The following is a 22760-nucleotide window of genomic DNA, read 5'->3' on the forward strand; positions in this document are numbered from 1 at the left end:
TCTTTTTTATTTACAAGCAATTAAAATTGTCTATAAAGAATCGAATATATTTTTCTTTTACGTTTTTTTGATATGCAATACCGTATTCGATGATAGCTTGTTCAATGATTGGTCGAATAACAAAGCCATCATTTTCTATTGGAATACAATGTTCAGGCAATATTGCTATACCATACCCACAATTTGCAAGAAGGATACTTGCTTGGTCATTTTCACATACAATATTAAAGTGGCTTTGAGAATGTAATGCTATCTTTTCCTGCAATATATTTCCATGTTGAAATGGTATAAATTTAGGATTTAATATAATCAAACAATTTGTCTTTAAATCATCAAAAGTTAGACTATCTTTCTCAGCGAGTGTGGATTGTGATGACATAATAGCATAATTTTTAGCATCCTTTAATTTTTTAAAAGAACACTCTTTCATATCTCTAATCATTTCTCTTGTTGAGAGCATAATGTCTAAATGTTTATTATTGAATAAATTTTTAAGCTTAAAATAATCCTCCATAAAGATTAAAGGGTATACCTGTGGGAAGACGATTCGTAAGTCTGACAATACATTTTTTAATTTATTGAGTTCAGCATGACTAGAACATCCAATACGCAAAAAAGAAGTGTTCTGAGAAGTAGCTTTTGATATCCTTTTCTGTGATACTTCTATTTTGTTGAGTATATCTTTGGCATCACTATAAAACATAGTTCCAATTTCTGTCAGTCTAACCATTTTTGAATTTCGTATAAATAATTTTGCTCCTAATTCTTCTTCTAGATTTTTGATATGGTGAGTAACTGTAGGAGTAGATAAAAAAAGTTCTTCTGCAGCTTTTGTAAAATTTAACTTGTCAGCAACACATACGAAACATTCTAATTGTTGAGTATTCATATAGCACCTTCCTTCCATATCAAAAGTATAATTGTAAGATAATATAATTTCAATATAACATTAGATTTTATCTAATGTTATTGCGTTTTTTGAAATTCTCATTCAAAAGATATAATGATAAAATTCTAAATATTAGGCATCTAAGTATATCCATTTCTATACGAAATAAAGAAAAGTTAAGTAAGAAAATTATAGATAATTGAAGTTGTCTGATAAAACCTAGAATAAGTTAACATCTTAAAATTTATTTAGAAAAGGAGATAGAGTATGATTAAAAAATTAGCTCGTTCTATTAAAGAGTATAAAACTGCTTCCATACTAACATCAGTGTTTGTTATATTGGAAGTTTTGATGGAAATTTTGATTCCTCTAATTATGGCACAAATGATTGATGTAGGAATCAGTGGAAACAATACACAGACACTAGTACGACTTGGCACTATTTTGATTGTTTGTGTACTTTTAGGATTATGTTTTGGAATCCTGTCTGGAAGTTTTTGTGCTACTGCATCTGCTGGGTTTGCACAAAATTTAAGAAAGGATATGTATTACAAAATACAGGGCTATTCTTTTGCTAATATTGATAAGTTTTCAAGTTCAAGTATTGTAACAAGATTAACCACAGATGTTACGAATGTTCAAAATGCTTATATGATGATTATTCGTGTGGCTGTGCGTGCTCCACTTATGCTTGTATTTTCACTGGTTGCAGCATTTATGGTTAATACAAGTCTATCATTTATATTTTTGATTGCAGTTCCAATTCTTGGAGTGGGTTTATATCTCATTGTAAACCGTTCCCATCCTTACTTTGAAAGAGTGTTCAATATTTATGATGATTTAAATGGTGTTGTGCAAGAGAATCTCACAGGTATACGAGTAGTTAAATCTTTTGTAAGAGAGAAATTTGAAATCAAGAAGTTTAAGAGTATATCAGAAAAAATATACAAGACGTTTGGAAAAGCTGAAGAAATTGTTGCATATAATATGCCATTAATGCAGTTTTCCATATATTGCTGTACACTACTGCTTTGTTGGTTTGGTTCAAAGATGATAGTTTCAAGCAATGCAACTACAATGACTACAGGGGAACTTTCAAGTTTAATTGCATATGCCATGAACATTCTTAATTGTCTTATGATGTTATCTATGGTTATGGTTATGATTAATATGGCAAGAGCTTCTTCTGAACGAATTATAGAAATAGTAGATGAGGAAAGTTCCTTAAAAAACGGCGATAATCCTGTATATCATATGGAAAATGGAGATATAAGTTTTGATAATGTGTCATTCAGTTATGTAGATGATAAAGAAAAAGAATGTCTAAAAAATATTTCATTTCATATAGAGACTGGTTCAACATTGGGGATTATAGGTGGAACTGGAAGTGGAAAAAGCTCGTTGGTTCAGTTAATACCACGACTTTATGATGTTACAGAGGGAAAAATTACAATAGGAGGTGTAAATGTAAAAGATTATGATTTATTTACACTTCGTAATGAAGTAGCAATGGTTCTCCAAAAAAATGAGTTATTTTCTGGAACAATTAAAGAAAATCTACTTTGGGGAAATAAACATGCTAGTGAAGAAGAAATAATACATGCTTGTAAATTGGCACAGGCAAGTCCTTTTATTGATACATTTCCAGATAAATACGACACTTATATTGAACAGGGAGGTACAAATGTCTCTGGTGGTCAAAAGCAAAGACTGTGTATTGCAAGAGCCTTGCTAAAAAAACCAAAGATTTTAATACTGGATGATTCTACTAGTGCAGTAGATACAAAAACTGATTCGATGATTAGAAAGTCATTCAGTGAGGAGATACCAGATACTACAAAAATTATAATTGCACAACGTATTTCTTCAGTGGAAGATGCTGATTATATTATCGTTATGGAAGGCGGTAAAATCAATGGATATGGTACACATGAGGAATTGCTGAAAACAAATGTAATCTATAGAGAAATCTATGATTCACAAACGAAGGGAGATAATAAGTAATGGAAATAAAAGTATTCAGTGTATGGAAACGACTTCTATCTTACATTGTAGGACGACATAAAGTTTTGTTTGGTACAGTTGTTGTATGTATTCTTTTCAGCTCTTGTACAGTTGTTATAAGTTCTTTGTTTTTGCAAACATTGATTGATGACTATATAACTCCACTTTTACTTGAAGAGAATCCATCATTTAGTGGATTATTATATACAATTGTTTTAATGGCATGTATTTATGTCTTAGGAGTTGTTGCAACATTTTTCTATAATAGAATTATGGTAAAAATTTCTCAAGGAACGTTGAAAGAGATTAGAGATGACATGTTTGTACATATGCAAAAACTTCCTATTCGTTATTTTGATACTCATACACATGGAGATGTTATGAGCCATTATACCAATGATACAGACACATTGCGTCAGTTTATTTCACAGGCATTACCACAATTTATTTCGGCTATTATTACAGTAGTTGTTATATTGATTTCTATGTTTATAAGTAATGTACCTCTGACAATTCTAGTTTTAATAGTAACAGTCATTATGAGTATAGCTACTAAAAAAATTGGTGGCGCAAGTGCAAAATACTTTATAAAGCAACAAGAAACTTTAGGAAACATTACAGGTTATATTGAAGAAATGATAAATGGTCAAAAAGTAATTAAAGTATTCTGCCATGAAGAAGATGCAAAACAGCAATTTGATAAAAAGAATAGAGATTTATGTTTAGATTCTACACAAGCAAATAAATATGGTAACATACTTATGCCAACTGTTATGCAACTTGGTAATTTGCAATATGTGTTAATTGCTCTTTTGGGAGGTCTTATGGCACTGCATAGTGTAGGCTCTATTACAGTTGGAATGATTGTGGCTTTCTTAAACTTGTCAAAGACATTTTGTATGCCTGTATCACAGATTGCGCAACAGATTAGTATGATGGCTATGGCATTGGCAGGTGCAGAACGTATATTTGAATTAATTGATGAAGAACCTGAACAAGATAATGGATATGTTACACTAGTACATGCTAGATTTAATAATAGTGAAGCAATAGAAACAACTGACAATACAGGGGTGTGGTCATGGAAACATCCTCATCATGATGGTACAATAACATACACTCCTTTAAAAGGAAATATTCAGTTCTCTGATGTAGATTTTGGATATACAGAAAAGAAATTAGTGCTACAAAACATAGTATTGGAAGCAACAGCAGGAGAAAAAATAGCATTTGTCGGTGCAACTGGAGCTGGAAAAACTACCATCACAAATTTGATTAACCGTTTTTATGATTTGGCAGATGGAAAAATTCGATATGATGGTATTAACATCAATAAAATTAAAAAGACAGATTTACGCCATTCATTGGGGGTTGTATTACAAGATGTCAACCTGTTTACAGGTACAATTATGGATAATATAAGATATGGTAAAATGGATGCTACAGATAAAGAGTGCATTGAGGCATCTAAATTATCAAATGCACATGATTTTATTACTAGGCTACCAAACGGATATCAGACTATATTGACACAAAATGGTGCTAGTCTTTCACAAGGTCAACGACAATTAATCTCGATTGCCCGTGCAGCAGTTGCAAATCTACCAGTAATGATTCTTGATGAAGCTACATCTTCTATTGATACACGTACAGAAGTGTTGGTACAGCAAGGTATGGATAATCTTATGAAGGGTAGAACTGTTTTTGTAATAGCACATAGGTTGTCTACTGTTAGAAACTCAGATTCAATTATAGTTCTTGAGCAGGGTCGTATAATAGAAAGAGGTACTCATGATGATTTAATAAATCAAAAAGGCGTTTATTATAGTCTTTATACAGGGGCATTTGAGTTGGAATAGATTATAGGTTGTAAATTTTTTTTAAGATATAGGCAAAGCAAGGTACTTTAAGTCATAACATGAGTACTTTGCTTTTTTATTTTATATGTGCTTATTAAACAAAATTAATTCCATATATTGGATATATAAGCGATTATTTAAAGCGGTTTATTATATGATATAATATTATACATATAATTAAATTAAAATGTCTTAATAAAAGAGGAGAGTGAATATTTGACATCTATACAACAGTATATTAAAAAATATATGGATAAGTATTTCAATAAAAATTTAAACTTACAAGAAAGGCTTTTTTATCTTTTTTGTTTTGCTGGAGTTATTTGTTCATTTTTAGCTTTTGTCGCAGCTTTTTTTAGTAGTCTTCCTAGTATATCAGTATGGGGCAGTTTTTTTTGCTTTTGTGTAATGACAATATTGGCAATCTATTCTTTTAAGACAAGGTATATTAACATAGGACGTGTAGTAATTAATATAGGGCTTAATCTATTTTTATTTCCGATACTCTTTTTTATCAGTGGAGGTGTAAATAGTGGTATGATACTTTATTTCTTATTGGGGATATGTGTAATATCACTGACACTCGATGGATATAAAAGAATGATTATACTACTTATATCTATAATAGTGTATGGAGTATCTATATTTTTAGCATTTAACTATCCTAACCTAATTATATCTATAGGGGAGTCTCGTATGTCAGATACAATAAGTAATTTTATTATTGTTGCATTGTTTTTATGTGTAGTAATGATAACCGTTTTAAAAGAGTATTCTTATGAGCGTGACAAAGTATATAAATTAAATGAGAAACTTAAAAGACAAGCAATTGTAGATGATTTGACGAATTTGTATAATAGAAGGTATTTAATACAATATATTACTACTATATTAGAAAAACCAGTAGAAGAGAGGGTTTTATCCATTGCATTATTTGACATAGATGATTTTAAGAAAGTAAATGATAAATATGGGCATCTTTGTGGAAATAATGTATTGATTAGATTCGCTCAGATTTTAACAGAAGAAATTGGAAAAGAAGGAATTGCTTCAAGGTATGGAGGAGAAGAGTTTATTATTGTAATGCCTAATTTTACAAAAGAGAAAGCTATTGAAGTTGCTGAACGTATACGCATTAGAGTTTCTAGTGATAAAAGATTGATAGAGCTAGTAAATAAGATTACAGTAAGTGGTGGAGTAGAAGAGTATACTAGAGATATGAGTATTGATAAATTAGTAAATGGAGCTGATAAGAAACTTTATATAGCTAAAAATAATGGAAAGAATAGAATTGTTTTTGAATAATATAGAATTGGAATTTAATGTGCAATCTATGCCACTTTAGTATCATATATTGTATGCTTTGCAAGTCTTTACTACTATTTATTTCTAAATAATTTATCTCAATTACAAATTTAATCAAGAATATGTGATGATATTTTGTGTGTTGTAACACATTTTATAATGGATGTTGTGCTAAATGGAGAACGATGAAAGTGTTATACATAAATATAGTACGATGCATATTTATAAAAATATCAAAACATTTTAAGGCATTTAATGATAAAATAGTTATAGAAAATGATAAATTTAAATTGTATGAGTCTAAATTTGTTTATATTAAAAATATAGAAGCAAATAAATAGAGTGGAGGAGATAAATTGTCTTATATATATGAACCTAAAAACGATATCGAAAGAAAATTAGTAGAAGAATATGATAAACTAAATAAGAAAAAATATGAGAAGATGTATTGCAATATGGAAGATTATCAAATAGCTAAAGAAATATTAAATGAAGATTTATTTATAAGAGTTTGTATTAAAGATAGAAGATTAAAATATAAAGTAATGTGTATCAGTTTGGCTATTGTTGGTATATTCATATGTTTATTTCTGAGCTTTAGTATTTATAATGCTTCTAACATTTCCTCGAAATATTTATTTTCTTTTGGAATACTATTGCTCGCTATTTTATTAAATTCAAAATTAAGAGAAATCGGATTTAAATATAAACAACATAATTTAATTGATTTTAGTGCACTAAAGGTACTGGATGACATGAAAAAGAATACTAAATGTGTAGAAATAGAAAATGATGTATTTTAATGATTGAAACAGTTAAATTAAGAAGATTAAAACAATGAGTTATCTAAAGGTGATATAGTATATATCATATTCAGATAACTCATTTTTAATTAATTATGCATGATTTGAATTTATATTGGTTTATTTGGCTCTCTTTTATATAACCTTTAGCCTCTAGTTTATTTAAGTTTTCAGAAAAGACAACATCTTCCTTATTGAAAGTTGTAAGAAGATGTTTCACACAACTTGGATATCTTGATGTATCGCTAGAAAAAATTGCAAAGGAGAGTAATGTAACACGAAGTGCCTATATAATAGAATACAACCATCAATAGCATATATCATTATCACAATAAATAATAATGTTGCAATTAGATGTGAAGATTTTGAAACAATCATATAAACTTTAAAATTACTTATTAAAAGAGTAATACCACAAACAACCAGCCATATATTATAAACAGTATGTAATAGTGCTTTAGCATTTCCGAGAACACTCATAACTTGTGTTAAATGAATTATACCCTTTAAACCATCAAGCCCTTTTAAAATTTTGATAGCTAATTCTTTCATTACAATAATTCTTCATCAATCATTTTCTTTGTTTTTATTGATTATCTCATACATAAAATAAAACAAATATATAGAATTACCATTCATAAAGAAGTAATTATTTTTTTACAGAACACTTAATTATGATGGAATATTTAATATTTTTAGATTTATCATCATAGAAAGTTCAAAATAAGATACATCTCGTTTTATATGCTAAGGGTATTTGTAAATATCTTGTATATAAGTAGTTTTGGACTAGTTAATTCTAGTAATCTTAGAATTACAAATTATTTATATATAATCAGTTTATAAACAAAATATAATCATTTTATAAACGAATTGACTACTTTTAAGAGGTTATCTCATAGTACTATAAGATAACAGGAATTGTGTTATTACAAAAAGAGAAAACCTATCAACTTATTTATGAATGCAATGTTCAATCCGTTTATTCAATATCTTAATTATTGAAATCCAAGATATTTCATTATAACGATTGTCTCAAATATCATAAAAATATACTTACTTGCTCTAGTTATAGTAAAAATACACTTATTCCTGTAGATACAAATAATTTAAATTTTAAAAAGGGGAATTAATCATGGCAATTGAAACTAAAACTCCAGACTGGGTTAATGTGCTGGAACTAAACAACAAGATAGACATTACTGGAAAAGAAGATGTAAGTGATATGATACAAGAGATTGTTTCTGATGAATCACTAAAAGATTCCGTTATATACTTTCCAAATGGGGATTACTTATTTGAAAAAGGTATTAAAATTAGCCAACAAATAACACTTCAAGGAAATTCTTATTATGGAGGGGATGTTCCAAAGCAAGTAGAAGGTAAAGAACAACCATCTCTTGTAGGAGCAACAAATTTTATAACTCGAGGAGTTTCTAATATAAGCATTATTACATTGACAGAAACAAATCAAACAATCAAAAATATTAACTTTTATTATGATAATAGAGAAATAGAAGGTAAATTACCTGAAAATGTATCTGCTATCACAGAAGGAGAAAGAGTACAAGGTCTATCACATTTTGAGCATTTATATATTTCTGGCTTTTCAAAAACAGGAATAGAAGTTCCATTTTACGCTACTGCAAATGATATCACTGTTACTTCATGTGGACTTGGTATAAAACTTGGAGAGAAATCCATGCTTTCTAGTAGTAAGGTTTATAGATGTAAAAACGGAATGGAGATTACGACTGGTGTCAGTGTAAACAACGTAAAAATAGAAGACATTCAAGAAATAGGTATTAATAATAAAGGGCTTGGTTTCAATCTTATGATGAACCTTTCAGTTGATAATTGTGGATACTGTGGATTTAAGTTTGACAAGATGGCTCATAGCCGAGTAAATGCAAGATTTACTAAGTGTGCTCAGTATTATAAAAATGTTGACTATGATACTTACAAGAATATGACAGATAGAAAAGAAGATGCTTATTCAATATTTTATGGAGATACTTTAGAGAACTGTAATATTGTATTAATGAATAATAATGTTGATACTCTAGAGAATGGTTTAGAGCGTAAGATACATGTAATCAAAGCAAATGAGACAACTAATGTAATGCTAGAATGTGATGCTGAGGCAGATAGTTTTGTACAATGTGCAAAAGGTAACTTATTATTGGAAAATGGTAGAAATACTTATAAGTTTTATGATGGTGAACTTTGTTCTGTAGGTGGCGTTCAGATTTCTGATACAAATCAGGGTGATTTACTTAAGATAAGTGACAATACACTTAGTATAAAAAATGGTGTACAGGACTTAATAGTTCCTAGATTAAGAAAGAATACTGTCATATCATCAATATTAGATTCTGAAGAAGAAATAAGTAAATTACACAGTGGAACATGGGAGCAAATAGGTGTAAAAACACTTGCTGGTAATCCTATGTACTATTATAAAAAAATAGAAGAATAATTCTAAAATTAGGAGGTAGTGAATTATGGGAGAACCTATAATAATTAAAGAAACAGATGGGTGGATTAATGTTTTAGATTATGGAGTTTGTAATACTGAAAAAGAAAATGTAAGTTATAGAGTGCAAGAAATCATAAATGCTGCACCAGAAGATTCCATTATATATTTTCCAAGAGGGAAATACCTATTTACAAGTGGTATAGAGATTAATAAGCGTTTAACGCTATGTGGAGATACCTATTTTAGGTCGAATAATCCAAATCATAAAGATTTTTATTCAGGAGCGACACAATTTTCTGGTAAATTTGATGAAAAAGAGATAGAAAATGGGACAATGGAAAGTTTCACAATAATAACAGTAAAGGGAGTAAAGCATTGTATTAAAAGTATTTCTTTTCAATCAAATAACTGTAATACCAATAGTTATAGTGCGCCTCCTGCAAATGGTAACCCAGGATTTCATCATGAAATAACATTCAAAAGCGAACACAAAGGGAAATGTATATCAGCAATTGTATGTGAAAATACACCAGAAGGGTCTGGTCACTATGAAAATGTAGATTTTGGTGGTTTTGGTGAAATTGCACTTAAAATGTCTAATAATTCTACAGTAAATGATATCACTGTTTTTTCATGTAATCATGGTATTAGTGCAGGGGAAAATTCGATAATTACTAATGGAAAGGCTTGGGGATGTGATTATGGAATGGAAATTTCTACTGGAACATTTATCAATGGTATGAGAGTTGAAGAAGTAGGTAAGATTGCTATTAACAATGTTGGTAAGGGCTCAAACTTTATTACAAATATCACAATTGACCAATGTGGCTATTGTGGATTCAAATTTGATTCAATATCTAATACCCAAATATTAGGCAATGTCTCAAGATGTGGGCAATATTATTTTAATTTTAGCTATGATGACTACTTAAAGTTAGATGAAAAGGTTGAGGAAGCATATTATTTATTATATGGAAATTCAATAGAAGCAAGTAATATAACAATACCAAATGATAATACAGACAATTGGGAAGATAAAGGAAAAGAAAATCACACTGTATATCTCATAAAGGCATTTGAAACCAAAAATGTATTATTAAGATGCACTATAGATGCTACTGATATGGTTCTTGAGTCAGAAAAAGGAAATTTAATATACAATAACAAAGGACAAACAGTTATATTCCATGATGGTGAGATTAGTAGCATCAATGGGATTGGTGTATCTGAAGAGGATTATGGTGATAAAATCAAGATAAAAAAGGGTGATATGTATATAAATAGCAATAATAAAGAGCTTAAAATGTATAGTCCACAGATAGGCGATATACTAACAACAACAAAAGTAACAAGTGATGAAGTTGCTAGTTCTTATGGTGGAAAATGGGAAAAAATTGGTAAAAAGGTAGAGTTTGAAAATACGGTTCATTATCATAAAATGATAGATAAATAAGCAAATTTATTAAGCTCAACGAGGTAGTTTTCTAAAATTCTAGTTTTAATGAGTTTAATATAGTCAAACTGATAACTAAAAAAATCATGTAACATTGAAAGTGAATAAGAAAGGAATAGATGATATTATGGAAGAATTTAAGTATGAAAAATGGATTAATGTATTAGAAAGAGAGCCTGATATTAAAAACGATGGTTCAGAAGATGTAGGACTTCTTATACAGAAGATTATTAATGAACTGGACTTTTGTGTTTTATACTTTCCAAAAGGTAAATATTTATTTAAAACTGGTATTACTATTAATAAAGAAATTACATTACTAGGAGATTCTGATTCATCAACATCTGCTACACAATTTATAACAAGTGGAATCCCTAACATGAGTATTATTACATTAGTAAAAAGAAAACAATGTATTAAAAATATAAGTTTTTATTCTGATAGCTGTGAGGTACTTGTTCACGATGAACCCCCAACAAAAGGAAATCCACATTATCATTATGAAATGCTCATTAAGAAAAATGATAATGGTGAAGACTTAGAGTGTGTATCAGCGATTACAACTGATGGTCTAAGGGATAATACTAGAGGTCTTGGTCATTATGAAAATCTTCATATAAGTGGTTTCTCAGGTATAGGAATTCAGATACCATATTATGCAATTTCAAATGACATTACAGTTTCTTCTTGTGGATTAGGTGTTGATGCAGGTATTGATGCAATTATCTCTAACAGTAGAATATATAAATGTAAAAATGGAATGAGAATTATGACTGGTACTAGCATAAATAATGTAAATATTGAAAAAATACAAGAAGTTGGTCTAGAAAGTAGTCAAATTGAGAATCTTGAAGGATATGGTAGTTATAAAATCAATAATATTACAATCGATCAATGTGGTCATTGTGGCTTTTTATTTGATTCAATAAGAGATACTTGTATATCTGGTATTATAAGAAGATGTGGTCAACGTTATTATAACACTGATTATGATACTTATTTAAAAATAAAAGATAAAGATGAAAAAGCATATTCTCTGTTTAGTGGAAATTATTTTACTAATTGCCATATTAATTTAGTTAGTGATAATAAAGATAACTGGGATGATGAATTAGAATATGAGCACAAAGTTTATGTATTTGAAATTCTTCAAATACCAAATGCTACATTGAAATGTAATATAGATGCTGAGGATTATATAATAAAAGCAGACAATGGAGGTGGAAATTTAAGATTACAAAATAACTTTAATGATTATATATTTATTGATTCCTCTAAACCAGAAATCGTCAATGGAATTAGCACAATGCAACACCATGAAAACGGAAATTTATTACTATTGAATGGTGGCACGTTGAGATTTGGAGATGTTAATAAGAAAAAGGGCATATTTAAATCTCAGGCTGGCTTGATTGTTAAATCAACAGATTCAGATATTTCTCAGATAAAATCTACCTATGGAGAAAAATGGGCGAATATTGGCTCTGAGCGTATTGGAAAAGAAACTGTATATTATTATAAATACACTTCTTAAAATATATTATAAATAACATAAAGAAATGAATCCTTATAATGGGATTCATTTCTTTATTAAAATATTTTATGATAAATTTTTAATATATATCAAGCATTTTCAAATACTTCTCATTAACTTTATATACATCCTTTTCTTTTTAAAAGTATCATATCCTTTATTAATTAAATATAGATACGATAATGCTCTTAATGTTCTTCCATTACCATAACTAAAAGGATGAACATACACAAAATAGAAATGAATTATTGCACTCTTTGCTAAATCATTTACTTTACTATTTTCCATAAAAGTTATTAATTCATCTATAAAATCATATATTTTCAAAATTTTTACGTATTTATTCCTCGATTTCAAAAACTAAATCAATTTTTCTTGTGAACCCATGGGCATTTATTTCTATGGGAATAAATCCAATATAACGATAACCTTTTTTTGCATATTCTTCGATAATTGTGCGATGTTCTTTCATTACACCAGTTACAAGAAATTGAGATTCATAGCTTAAAGTAACATATTCATACTTTTTCATTTTTATTATCTCCTTGAGTTAAATTTATATTTATATATATCATACATTTAGTTTCAAACAAAAGCAATAAAATGGTCAACTGATTACTCGATAGCACTTTTGCAATAAGTATTTATATAACTCTTGAATAGAGCAAGTTTAATTTGCAAAATATAAGTCTAAATATATAAACTTAATAGAAAAGGAGACAAATTATGAGTCAGAAGAACATTGCAATTGTAACTGGTGCGAATAGTGGGTTTGGAAAAGAATTTCTGAAATTATTAGTAAATGAAAAAGAAATAACAGAAATATGGGCAATTGCAAGAAACAAAGGGCGATTAAATCAATTAATAGATGAATTTGGAAGTAAGATAAAAATTTTTTCGAAAGATTTGTCAAAACTAGAAGAAGTAAAAGAACTTGGTACCTTTTTAGATAAAGAAGATATATGTATAAAGTACCTTGTAAATAATGCAGGCTTTGCAAAATTCTGTTCATATAATGATTTGAGTATAGACGAATCTATTAATATGATTGATTTAAATATTACTGCTGTTGTAGCAATGGGTCTTGTATGTATCCCATATATGAAAAGGGGTAGCCATATTATAAATGTTTCTTCTCAAGCATCATTCCAGCCATTACCATATCAAAATATTTATAGTTCAACTAAAGCATTCGTAAGAAATTATACAAGAGCATTAAATGTTGAGCTTAAGGATAAAGGCATAAATGCAATTGCTGTATGTCCAGGGTGGATGAGTACAAATCTATTTGAAAGAGGGATAGTTAAGGCTGAAAAAGGAACAAAAAAATTCTCGGGTATAGTAACTCCAGATGTTGTTGCCATAAAAGCTTTGAAAGATGCAAAGAAAAATAAAGATATTTCTGTGTATGGCATCAATACAAAGTTAAGTCATGTACTAGCAAAACTATTACCACAAAAGATGGTGATGAAGGTTTGGTTAAAACAACAACATATCAAGGCATAATAGGTTTGTTTTTGTTAATCCCAATTAAAATACAAGATAGATTTATATCTTTTTAACTGGGAAGCACACCTCTGTTACCCAATTATCAGGATTATTGTCCTTATCAGGGCCTATATGATAAATATTAAACATAGGGCCATCCATTTCATAATTATTGTCTGATATCCAATTACCAATAGCCTCACAAGTATCTGTAAGTTGATTGAAATCTCCTTTAACTATAGCAGTTGCGGCAGTCACGCTTGGGATAGTCTTAAATCTAACATGTTCAGTATCCTTATATTTTCCAGATACAGCAACCTGTACTTCAACATCTACATAATCTTCTTGATATCCTGTATCATAAAAGACTGCCTTAGAATGATTGGGATATTCAAGTTGGATATTTTGTTCTTTTGTCTCTAAAAATGACTGATGCCATAATAGTCCTTCATCTTTATAAGTTGATATAACTTTTCTAAGAGTCATCATATATTTTTGGGAAAAATTCTTTATAGTTACATCATAATTGTCCATATTATCGTTACCTCCAATTCTTTTAATAGTATTTTCTATTTTAAGTATCTTTCTCTGTATATCCTCTAATTGTTCTTTTACTTGTGAGTGATGGATATTTAGGTATTTTATTAGGCTTTCTTTGTCGTTGTATTCTGTCAAAATTTCTTTTATAGAATACAAGCTAAATCCCATATCTTTTAGTGCATGGATTCGATTTGTAGTTGAAAGTTGGTCTACACTATAGTATCTATATCCATTAGATTTATTTGTATGACTTGGTGTTAAAAGTCCAATTTCATCATAATGACGTAGCATACGAATGCTAATTTTACTTAGTTTTGAAAAATCGCCTATCTTAAACATGCTTGTGCCTCCTTTATAAAGATGTTTGTGTCTTACTATTAATATAAACTATGTCATAGTGTTAGAGTCAATTAAAATTTTGTTGACATACAGTTGACATATATTAAAAAAAATATTATACTGAACATGTTCAGAACTGAAAATGTTGGTTGTTTTGGAGGTCTACTATGAAAAGTAATGATAAGGATGCAAGAGAACGTATAATTGAAGTTACACTGAATATTTTGGATGAAGTAGATGATATTGATAAGGTTACAGTTCGACAAATCGCTGAACGTGCAAATGTAGGGGTTGGTTTAATAAATTATCATTTTAAAACGAAGGATAATTTGTTGAGCATTGCAATAGGGGAAGTAATGTCAAATGCTATAGAAGAGTTATATGATGACAATGTATATACTCTAAAACCTATTGAAGATTTGAAAAGCCTATTAAAGAAACTGTGTGATATTGGATTGAATTATGAAAAGATGCTTACCTTTATGTTGAATCAATGTATATCTAATGGTGATATGCAAGCAGAACTTTCTATTGTACCTATGCTTCGTAAAATTTTTGGAAGTGAAAAAGATGAGATGAGTTTGAGAACTATTGCTTTACAAATTATTTCGCCAATACAGATTGCTGCTTTATCACCAGAGTCATTTCAATTGTATAGTGGTATAGATGTAAAGAATAAACATCAGCGAGATAGCTTTATTGATATTTTAGTAGAAAATATTATTAGAGGGAATGGTGATGTAAAATGAAAATTATAACTATTGGTTCAAGTATTATTACTGCTTTACTTTTTTTTTCAACAATGATTTGTGGATTTTGGATTAAGAATAATAAGGTGACAGATGCAAGTTCTATTAAATTTCATATGAATAGTGCCATTATTACAGGTGTATTTTTAGTGATTTCAATAGTTCTTTTAATTATGTATGTAAAAAAATAATACAATCATTAAAAATAAATAATACAATCAATCATTATTAATAGATAAAACATCAGAAAATCTAAAGGCTAGAGAGTTTGGAATCTCTGATGTTTTATCAGTTTATTTTATTACACTGTAATTAGATGTTTAGTGTTAATTATTAAATAGTAATTGTATGGTCAGTATTAATGAATATCAAACTGAATATCAAACTGAGTATTGTAAATTTAGTATTATAAATTGAGTGCTTCAGATTAAGAAGCATTCTTTAGTTCAAGTGGATTATCTATGCCAAAATAATCATATAAAGTAGAACTTATTTCTTCTAAATTTCCATTTTGGAAGGGTAATTGTAAGTTTACTTTTTCTACTACATCTTTAAAACCAGCATCTGTATTTTGATTTAAAAAATCCATATACACATTAACTGCTTTTCTATAGTCATCTTGTGACAATTTCCATATTTGAAGTGATATATCAGATGCAAGACCATAACTCAAGTAATAAAAAGGAACTTGGAAGTTATGAGATACAAGTATCCAAAAAGGAGCATTCTTTTCTTTAAGTACATTATTTGCCACTCCATATTCTTCTTCTAAGTCAAAAAATAATTTATTTATATCATTTAAGCTCATATATGGATTTTTGTATATAATCTCTTGAAATTCATCATAAAGACAAGCATCAATAATAGTATTTAGAACAATCGATAAATGTTCTTTTTTTATAGCCTCAGATTTCTTACCAAAAAAGTCATCAAAATACTTGTAAAACAAAATCTCTAAAGATGTTGAATGGACTTCGCATATATCTATACTTGGTTGTATTTTGTTATTTAGATTAATGTTGTTGTAATAGTTATAAAAATGACCAAACTCATGAGCAAAGCTAGTAACGCCCAAAAAAGAATTGTCCCATGTATTGAATAAAAAAGGTGCATTGTACTTATTTATATAAGTAGTGTATCCTCCAGGCGATTTATTCTTTCCAGAAGAATAATCATATAAGTCATATTTTTTCATATAGCTAAAACTCTCTTTTAATTTTGGAGATATGTCTTCAAGTACCTTGTCAAACTTCCTAAATGAACGATTTTTATATACCTTAGTATATATAGAAGAATCAGGAGGTATTGATGAAATCTCTCTATATAGTGGAACTATGTACTCTTTGACATCTTTTCTAAATTTCTTTGCTTCTTCTTGAGAATAATCTTTATTTAAGTTCATATAAGCATAATCTATATAATTCTTAAATCCTAACTTGCTTGCTATCTCAGTTCTTGTCTGAACAAGCTCTAAAAATATATTGCCAAATATAGGGTTGTATTTTTTTAAGTAATCTGAATAAATCTTTACATATTCTTCAGGTCTAAGATTTGGTGTTGATAAAGCCTCTTCAAAGTCTGTCTCTATACCATCTATTGGTACTGTAGACTTAGATAAAAGGTCTTCATATTTTACAACTAAGTCTTGCTCTTTTTTAAGTAGACTTTCAACTTCTTTGGAATTAAGTTTTCCCATGTTTTTTAAATAATTAAATGTGTCTTTCCCAAGCTCCTTTTCTAGTTCTTTAGAAAACTTAGAAGTTACAAATATATCCTGGAAATCTTTGTATGCCATGTCGACATCTACTGATTTACTCATAAGATATTTATATTCTTTAGAGTAAAATTCATCTGATGAATCTATATTGTTTCTAATTTTTGCTATAGTAAGTGTACTGTAAAAATCCTGATAAATCTTATCAACATCTTTAAATAAATTTAATTGTTCTTTAGCAGTCTTAGATGTTAAAAGTTTGTCGTTATATGTGTTAATATTTTCGCAAATTGACTTTATATCTGGACGATTATATTCCATTTTTTCAAAGGGAATAGTTCCTCTAACTGAATCTTTTTTTGAGTTATTAGTATAATTTCTTATGTATGATGCAAATATAATAAAAACTGCAATTAAAATTAGAGAAACAAATATTTTCTTCTTGGATTTAATCATAAAAATCCTCCAATCATGGATATAGTTATTAGTTATTTTACTATATTAAATATAAAAAATGCATGTTAAGAAAATTTAACATAAAAATATATACAAGCTTATAAATAATATAAAAAATTTAACTTCAAAAAAGTATATGAAATTTATCTTAATAAAATGATAAATAAATTTTAAGTACAAAATAGTAAAAACTATGATAGTTTTAGACCTATTATATGTGAAAAATATAGATGTTTTTGGTAAAATTCAAATTAAAAGATATATATAAAAATTTGCAATATTCCAAACAAGAATTATAAGGATTCATATCATTGTCTTTATACAATATTTATACTATAATAGAATAATAATTTAGAGGAAAGCTCTAAAAATAAACAAATTAAGGGTCTTAACAGTAGTGATTTTATGTTAAGGAGGTATAAAGAAAGTTGAAAACAATAGTTAGAAGACTTATTCTCTACGCAGATGGAATGCGACCTACTCAAATAATGGTATCTGGGTTTGCAGCGATTATTGTAATTGGAGCATTGTTGTTGACACTCCCGATAGCGTCGCAGAGTAGAGAAAGTATAGGGTTATTGAATGCTCTATTTACGGCTACCTCAGCGGTTTGTGTCACTGGTCTAGTTATGGTAGATACGGCAACTTATTGGAGTTTATTTGGACAGATAGTTATAATAACGTTGATACAAATTGGTGGACTTGGATTTATGACTGTAGCCACAATGTTTTCACTTATGGCACGAAAAAAAATACAACTAAGAGAAAGGTTATTAATACAAGAATCACTGAATCAAGCTGATTTGTCAGGTCTTGTAAAACTTACAAGATTTGTATTAATAATAACCATAACAATAGAAGGAATAGGTGCATTGATTTTATCAACTGTCTTTATTCCGCAATTTGGTTTATCTAGAGGAATATGGTATAGTGTATTTCACGCAATATCAGCGTTTTGTAATGCCGGATTTGATTTGATGGGAAGTGTAAGTGGACCATTTACATCACTAAATTCTTATGTAAATAACTTCACAATATCAATGACTATTTCTACACTTATAGTGTTTGGGGGGCTAGGATTCCCAGTCGTGCTTGATATTGTAAGAAAAAGAAAATTATCAAAATTAAATGTACATTCTAAAGTTGTCTTATTTTCAACTGCGACACTTATTATAGTAGGTGCATTATTCATTTTTATTATAGAATTTAATCAAAAAGCCACTATGGCGGACTTGCCTTTAAAGGGAAAAGTATTATCAGCAATATTTCAATCAGTAACGGCAAGAACTGCTGGATTTAATACACTTGATTTAGCTACTTTACAAGAAAGTAGTATATTTATAATGATAATTTTGATGTTTATTGGAGCATCACCTGCATCTACTGGTGGAGGTATAAAAACTACGACACTGGCTGTTTTGATAATTACTGTTAGAAGTTTTCTATCAGGAAAATCAGATATAGAAGCTTTTGAAAGAAGATTAGCACCAGCAACTATAAAAAAATCTCTAGGTATATTTGTAATTAGTATATCAGCAGTTATTTTTGGGACTTTGATTATTTCAATAACTCAGCCTAATTTTACATTAGTTCAATCAGCATTTGAGGTTACATCAGCACTTGCTACAGTAGGTTCAAGTTTAGCTGGAAGTCCAAACCTAAATGCTTTAGGAAAGATTATAATAATAATCTTTATGTTTATGGGTAGAGTTGGTTCTCTTACTTTATTTATGGCAATACTTTCTGGAGGTAGAAGAAAGAGCCAACCAGTTAGATATGCAGAAGGTAAGATTATGGTTGGTTAAAATATAAATTTATTAGTAAAGTAATGGAATTAGATATAGTAGTGTGAACAAATAAGTTTGATTAATAAGTAAAACATAAATAAAAATAGTAAATTAAAATTAAATTAATATATGTATATATAAAATTTATACGTTATATATAAAATTTATATGCATAACAAGTAATTTAAATGATATTATACAAATTGTGTATTAGGGAGGAAGTTTCGAGATGAAGCAATATATAGTCATTGGGTGTGGGAGATTTGGAAGTTCCGTTGCATCTACTATGCATCTTTTAGGACATCAAGTAATGGCAATAGACAAAAATGAAGATTCAGTTCAAAGTGTATCTGATAAGGTAACTCACTCACTTATAGTAGATGTTACTGATGAACAAGCATTAAGATCATTAGGTTTAGGTAACTTTGATGTGGCAGTAGTTGCAATAGGTTCTGATATAAGAGCATCTATAATGGCGACTCTTATAGCTAAAGAAATGGGTGTAGAGCTGATAATATGCAAGGCAAAGGATGAATTACAAGCTAAAGTGCTTTATAAAATTGGTGCAGATAGAGTTGTATTCCCAGAAAGAGATATGGGAGTAAGAGTTGCACACAATTTAGTTTCTGATAACATATTAGACCATATAGAGCTTGACCCAGAGTACTCAATTGTTGAAATCGTAACTCCAAATGGTTGGGTTGGTAAGACTTTAGTAGAGCTTGAATTAAGAGCTAGATATGAGATAACTGTACTTGCTATAAAAACAGGTAAAAATATAAATGTTACACCTTCTCCAGATGAAGAACTTACAGCTGGAAGTATTCTAGTTATAATTGGTCAAAATACTAGTATAACAGCCATAACATCTGGAAATAAGGGGATAATTAGAAGAAGATAATTTATTATTTAATATATATTTAATTGCAATAAAAGTAGATAGTATCATATAATTATGAATAGTTATATGATACTATTTTTATTTAATCAAAAGTAGGATTTGGAAGAGTAGGATTTTAATTAAAAGTAAAGTAAGGAGGTTGTGCTAAGATAAGTTTAGCATTTAGATAAAATGATTACGAATATAAGCAGTAAGGATAATGAAAAGTTAAAGTATACAAAAGCACTATTGAAGTCAAAAAACAGAAATAAAGAATCGAAGTTCATAATAGAAGGATATAGAATAGTAGTACTTGCACTTGAATGTGGGGCAAGTCTTGATTATGTATTTATCAATGATGACTTTGAAAATAAGAAGGAACATGTGGAACTATTAGAAGATTTAGATAAAAAAAACACAAAGATATATAAGACTAGTAATAAAAACTTTAAGGAACTTATAGATACAGAAAACACCCAAGGTATAATAGGTGTGGTTTCATTTAAAGAAAAAAATTTAAAAGAAAATATAAATAACAAAGATAAATTTGTGTTGATTTTGGACAGAATACAGGACCCAGGAAATATGGGAACTATAATAAGAACTGCTGATTCTGCTGGAGTGGATGCCATAATAGCACTAAAGGGATGTGTTGATATATATAATCCAAAGGTAATTAGGTCGACTATGGGCTCTATTTTTGATATGAACATAATTAATGCCTCTCAAGATGATACTGTGGACATGCTTAAATCATTGGGTTTTAATATAGTTTCAAGCTATCTAAATACAGATAATTTTTATGATAAAATAGATTATGGTTCAAAAGTTGCTTTGGTGATAGGAAATGAAGCTAATGGAATAAATGAAGAACTTGTATCAAAGTCTGATATTTTGGTTAAGATACCTATATATGGTAAAGCTGAGTCGTTAAATGCAGCAATAAGCTCTGCTATATTGATGTATGAAATAAAAAAATACTTGATTTAATGTATTGTAATAAATATAATGTCATGTTATAATCTTGAATTAAATAGTAGAGTATCAAAAATAGTCAATATATTTAAAAAAATAATTGAATTAATTATGTATTAGATGTATATTAAAAATAGTCACATAATTTGAATGGAAATGATATAATACTAAAATAAACAATATAATATTGTAGATACAATGAAAGAGGAAAGTATTTTGATTAAACTTAGTAAAGAGATAAACACCTAGGCTGGGAGTGTTTTCTAAGAGGTCAGGAGAAGTTCCCTCTGGAGTAACAGAGCTGAAACTTGATAGTAGGCTTTGACGTGAAAAACGCGTTAAGTTTGTTAGAGGTGGTTTGATGATTTTTTAATTGTTAAACTACTAGGGTGGTACCGCGAAACTATAGCCTTTCGTCCCTAGACAGGGATTGAGGGGCTTTTTTTATACAAAAAAACGAAAGGGTGATATGTGTGCAAGAAAAATTACTTGCTTTACGTGAAGCAGCTTTAGCTGAAATAAAAGAGGCACAAAGCATAGAAAGTGTAGAAAGTTTAAGAGTTAAGTACTTAGGAAAAAAAGGTGAGATAACTGCCATACTTAAAGAGATGGGAAAATTATCTGCTGAAGAAAGACCAGTAGTTGGTAAGGTTGCTAATGATGTAAGAGAGAATATTGAACTTAGCATAAATTCTAAGAAAGAAGAATTAAATGCTATTGAAAAAGAAAGAAAATTAAAAGAAGAAGTAATAGATGTTACTCAACCAGGAAAAATTCTAAAGGTTGGAAAGAGACATCCAATAACTCAAATCATAGATGAAGTAACAGACATATTTATTGGAATGGGATTCTCTGTAGCAGAAGGGCCAGAAGTTGAGACTGTTGATAATAACTTTGATGCTTTAAATGCTCCTAAAGACCATCCATCAAGAGATATGAGTGATACATTCTATATCAATGATGGTGTATTACTTAGAACTCAAACATCTCCAGTTCAAGTAAGAACTATGAGAAGTCAAGAGTTACCAATAAAAGTAATTGCACCAGGTAGATGCTTTAGATCAGATTCGCCAGATGCAACACATTCACCAATGTTCCATCAAATAGAAGGGCTTGTTGTTGGGAAAGATGTTACTATGGCAGAATTTAAAGGAACTATGGATATCTTCGTTGAAAAATTGTTTGGTTCTGATATCAAAACGAAGTTTAGACCTCACAACTTCCCATTTACAGAGCCAAGTGCAGAAGTTGATGTTACTTGTTTCAAATGTGGCGGTAAAGGTTGCCCAATGTGTAAGTATGAAGGTTGGATAGAAATATTAGGTTCAGGTATGGTTCATCCAAATGTTCTTAGAAATTGTGGAATAGACCCAGAGGTTTACAGTGGATTTGCATTTGGAGTTGGGGTTGAAAGACTTGCAATGCTTAAATATGAAATAGATGATATTAGATTATTATTCGAAAATGATATGAGATTCTTAAATCAATTTTAATTAGGAGGGTATG

The 22760-nt window shown here is 29.0% G+C and carries 19 protein-coding genes and 1 other annotated feature; of the genes, 14 read left to right on the forward strand and 5 right to left on the reverse strand.

Annotation, left to right across the window (positions count from 1 at the left end; all coding sequences use genetic code 11):
- Positions 1-10: 10 nt before the first annotated feature.
- Positions 11-907, reverse strand: a complete 897-nt coding sequence (locus Q3287_RS01860) for a LysR family transcriptional regulator (protein WP_243193995.1) — start codon at positions 905-907, stop codon at positions 11-13.
- A gap of 249 nt (positions 908-1156) precedes the next feature.
- On the opposite strand from Q3287_RS01860, the gene Q3287_RS01865 reads away from it, so the two are divergent.
- From Q3287_RS01865 to Q3287_RS01895, 7 genes are all read left to right on the forward strand, one after another.
- Positions 1157-2893, forward strand: a complete 1737-nt coding sequence (locus tag Q3287_RS01865; RefSeq protein ID WP_407963438.1) for an ABC transporter ATP-binding protein — start codon at positions 1157-1159, stop codon at positions 2891-2893.
- Positions 2893-4752, forward strand: coding sequence for an ABC transporter ATP-binding protein (locus Q3287_RS01870; protein WP_407963439.1), 1860 nt, complete (start codon positions 2893-2895; stop codon positions 4750-4752). Before Q3287_RS01865 ends, Q3287_RS01870 begins: the two co-directional genes overlap by 1 nt.
- 216 nt (positions 4753-4968) lie before the next feature.
- Positions 4969-6057 (forward strand): GGDEF domain-containing protein, encoded by a 1089-nt coding sequence (locus Q3287_RS01875; protein ID WP_167639775.1) that lies wholly within the window; start codon positions 4969-4971, stop codon positions 6055-6057.
- 356 nt (positions 6058-6413) lie between these two features.
- The gene (locus Q3287_RS01880) at positions 6414-6860 is read left to right on the forward strand and encodes a hypothetical protein (RefSeq protein ID WP_054269219.1); all 447 of its coding nucleotides are present in this window, start codon (positions 6414-6416) and stop codon (positions 6858-6860) included.
- A 1135-nt stretch (positions 6861-7995) separates the two neighbouring features.
- Entirely contained in the window at positions 7996-9339 is a 1344-nt protein-coding gene (locus tag Q3287_RS01885) for a glycoside hydrolase family 55 protein (RefSeq protein WP_407963440.1), read from the forward strand.
- Positions 9340-9364: 25 nt separating this feature from the next.
- Positions 9365-10792, forward strand: a complete 1428-nt coding sequence (locus Q3287_RS01890) for a glycoside hydrolase family 55 protein (RefSeq protein ID WP_407963441.1) — start codon at positions 9365-9367, stop codon at positions 10790-10792.
- A 100-nt stretch (positions 10793-10892) separates the two neighbouring features.
- Complete coding sequence (locus Q3287_RS01895) at positions 10893-12326, forward strand: glycoside hydrolase family 55 protein (protein WP_407963442.1); 1434 nt, start codon at positions 10893-10895, stop codon at positions 12324-12326.
- A gap of 99 nt (positions 12327-12425) precedes the next feature.
- Here the strand turns inward: Q3287_RS01895 and Q3287_RS01900 are convergent, their stop codons facing one another.
- On the reverse strand, positions 12426-12653 hold the full coding sequence (locus tag Q3287_RS01900) for a Fic family protein (protein WP_407963443.1): 228 nt from the start codon (positions 12651-12653) through the stop codon (positions 12426-12428).
- Positions 12654-12666: 13 nt separating this feature from the next.
- Positions 12667-12858, reverse strand: a complete 192-nt coding sequence (locus tag Q3287_RS01905; protein ID WP_054276032.1) for a DUF4177 domain-containing protein — start codon at positions 12856-12858, stop codon at positions 12667-12669.
- Between the two features lie 194 nt (positions 12859-13052).
- On the opposite strand from Q3287_RS01905, the gene Q3287_RS01910 reads away from it, so the two are divergent.
- Positions 13053-13832, forward strand: coding sequence for an SDR family NAD(P)-dependent oxidoreductase (locus Q3287_RS01910; RefSeq protein WP_407963444.1), 780 nt, complete (start codon positions 13053-13055; stop codon positions 13830-13832).
- A 42-nt stretch (positions 13833-13874) separates the two neighbouring features.
- On the opposite strand, the gene Q3287_RS01915 is transcribed toward Q3287_RS01910, so the two are convergent.
- Positions 13875-14693: a MerR family transcriptional regulator gene (locus Q3287_RS01915; protein WP_054276034.1), complete on the reverse strand. Its 819-nt coding sequence runs from the start codon at positions 14691-14693 to the stop codon at positions 13875-13877.
- Positions 14694-14860: 167 nt separating this feature from the next.
- On the opposite strand from Q3287_RS01915, the gene Q3287_RS01920 reads away from it, so the two are divergent.
- Complete coding sequence (locus Q3287_RS01920; protein ID WP_054276035.1) at positions 14861-15442, forward strand: TetR/AcrR family transcriptional regulator; 582 nt, start codon at positions 14861-14863, stop codon at positions 15440-15442.
- Entirely contained in the window at positions 15439-15633 is a 195-nt protein-coding gene (locus Q3287_RS01925) for a hypothetical protein (RefSeq protein WP_054269228.1), read from the forward strand. The genes Q3287_RS01920 and Q3287_RS01925 overlap by 4 nt, the downstream gene beginning before the upstream one ends.
- Before the next feature lie 236 nt (positions 15634-15869).
- Here Q3287_RS01925 and Q3287_RS01930 read toward each other — a convergent pair whose 3' ends face one another.
- A complete protein-coding gene (locus tag Q3287_RS01930; RefSeq protein ID WP_407963445.1) occupies positions 15870-17612 on the reverse strand; it encodes a peptidase M3 in 1743 nt (580 codons plus the stop codon).
- A gap of 428 nt (positions 17613-18040) precedes the next feature.
- Between Q3287_RS01930 and Q3287_RS01935 the strand changes: the two genes are divergently transcribed.
- From Q3287_RS01935 to pheS, 4 genes are all read left to right on the forward strand, one after another.
- Positions 18041-19417: a TrkH family potassium uptake protein gene (locus tag Q3287_RS01935; RefSeq protein WP_054276037.1), complete on the forward strand. Its 1377-nt coding sequence runs from the start codon at positions 18041-18043 to the stop codon at positions 19415-19417.
- A 211-nt stretch (positions 19418-19628) separates the two neighbouring features.
- Positions 19629-20300: a TrkA family potassium uptake protein gene (locus Q3287_RS01940; protein WP_054269231.1), complete on the forward strand. Its 672-nt coding sequence runs from the start codon at positions 19629-19631 to the stop codon at positions 20298-20300.
- A gap of 171 nt (positions 20301-20471) precedes the next feature.
- A complete protein-coding gene (locus tag Q3287_RS01945) occupies positions 20472-21269 on the forward strand; it encodes an RNA methyltransferase (RefSeq protein WP_054276038.1) in 798 nt (265 codons plus the stop codon).
- A 174-nt stretch (positions 21270-21443) separates the two neighbouring features.
- Positions 21444-21678: a binding site (T-box leader), on the forward strand.
- A 49-nt stretch (positions 21679-21727) separates the two neighbouring features.
- Complete coding sequence (pheS, locus tag Q3287_RS01950) at positions 21728-22747, forward strand: phenylalanine--tRNA ligase subunit alpha (RefSeq protein ID WP_054276039.1); 1020 nt, start codon at positions 21728-21730, stop codon at positions 22745-22747.
- Positions 22748-22760: the final 13 nt, after the last annotated feature.

Origin of the sequence: Clostridioides sp. GD02404, from assembly GCF_045898275.1 — a bacterium.
Classification (GTDB): Bacteria; Bacillota; Clostridia; order Peptostreptococcales; family Peptostreptococcaceae; genus Clostridioides; species Clostridioides difficile_A.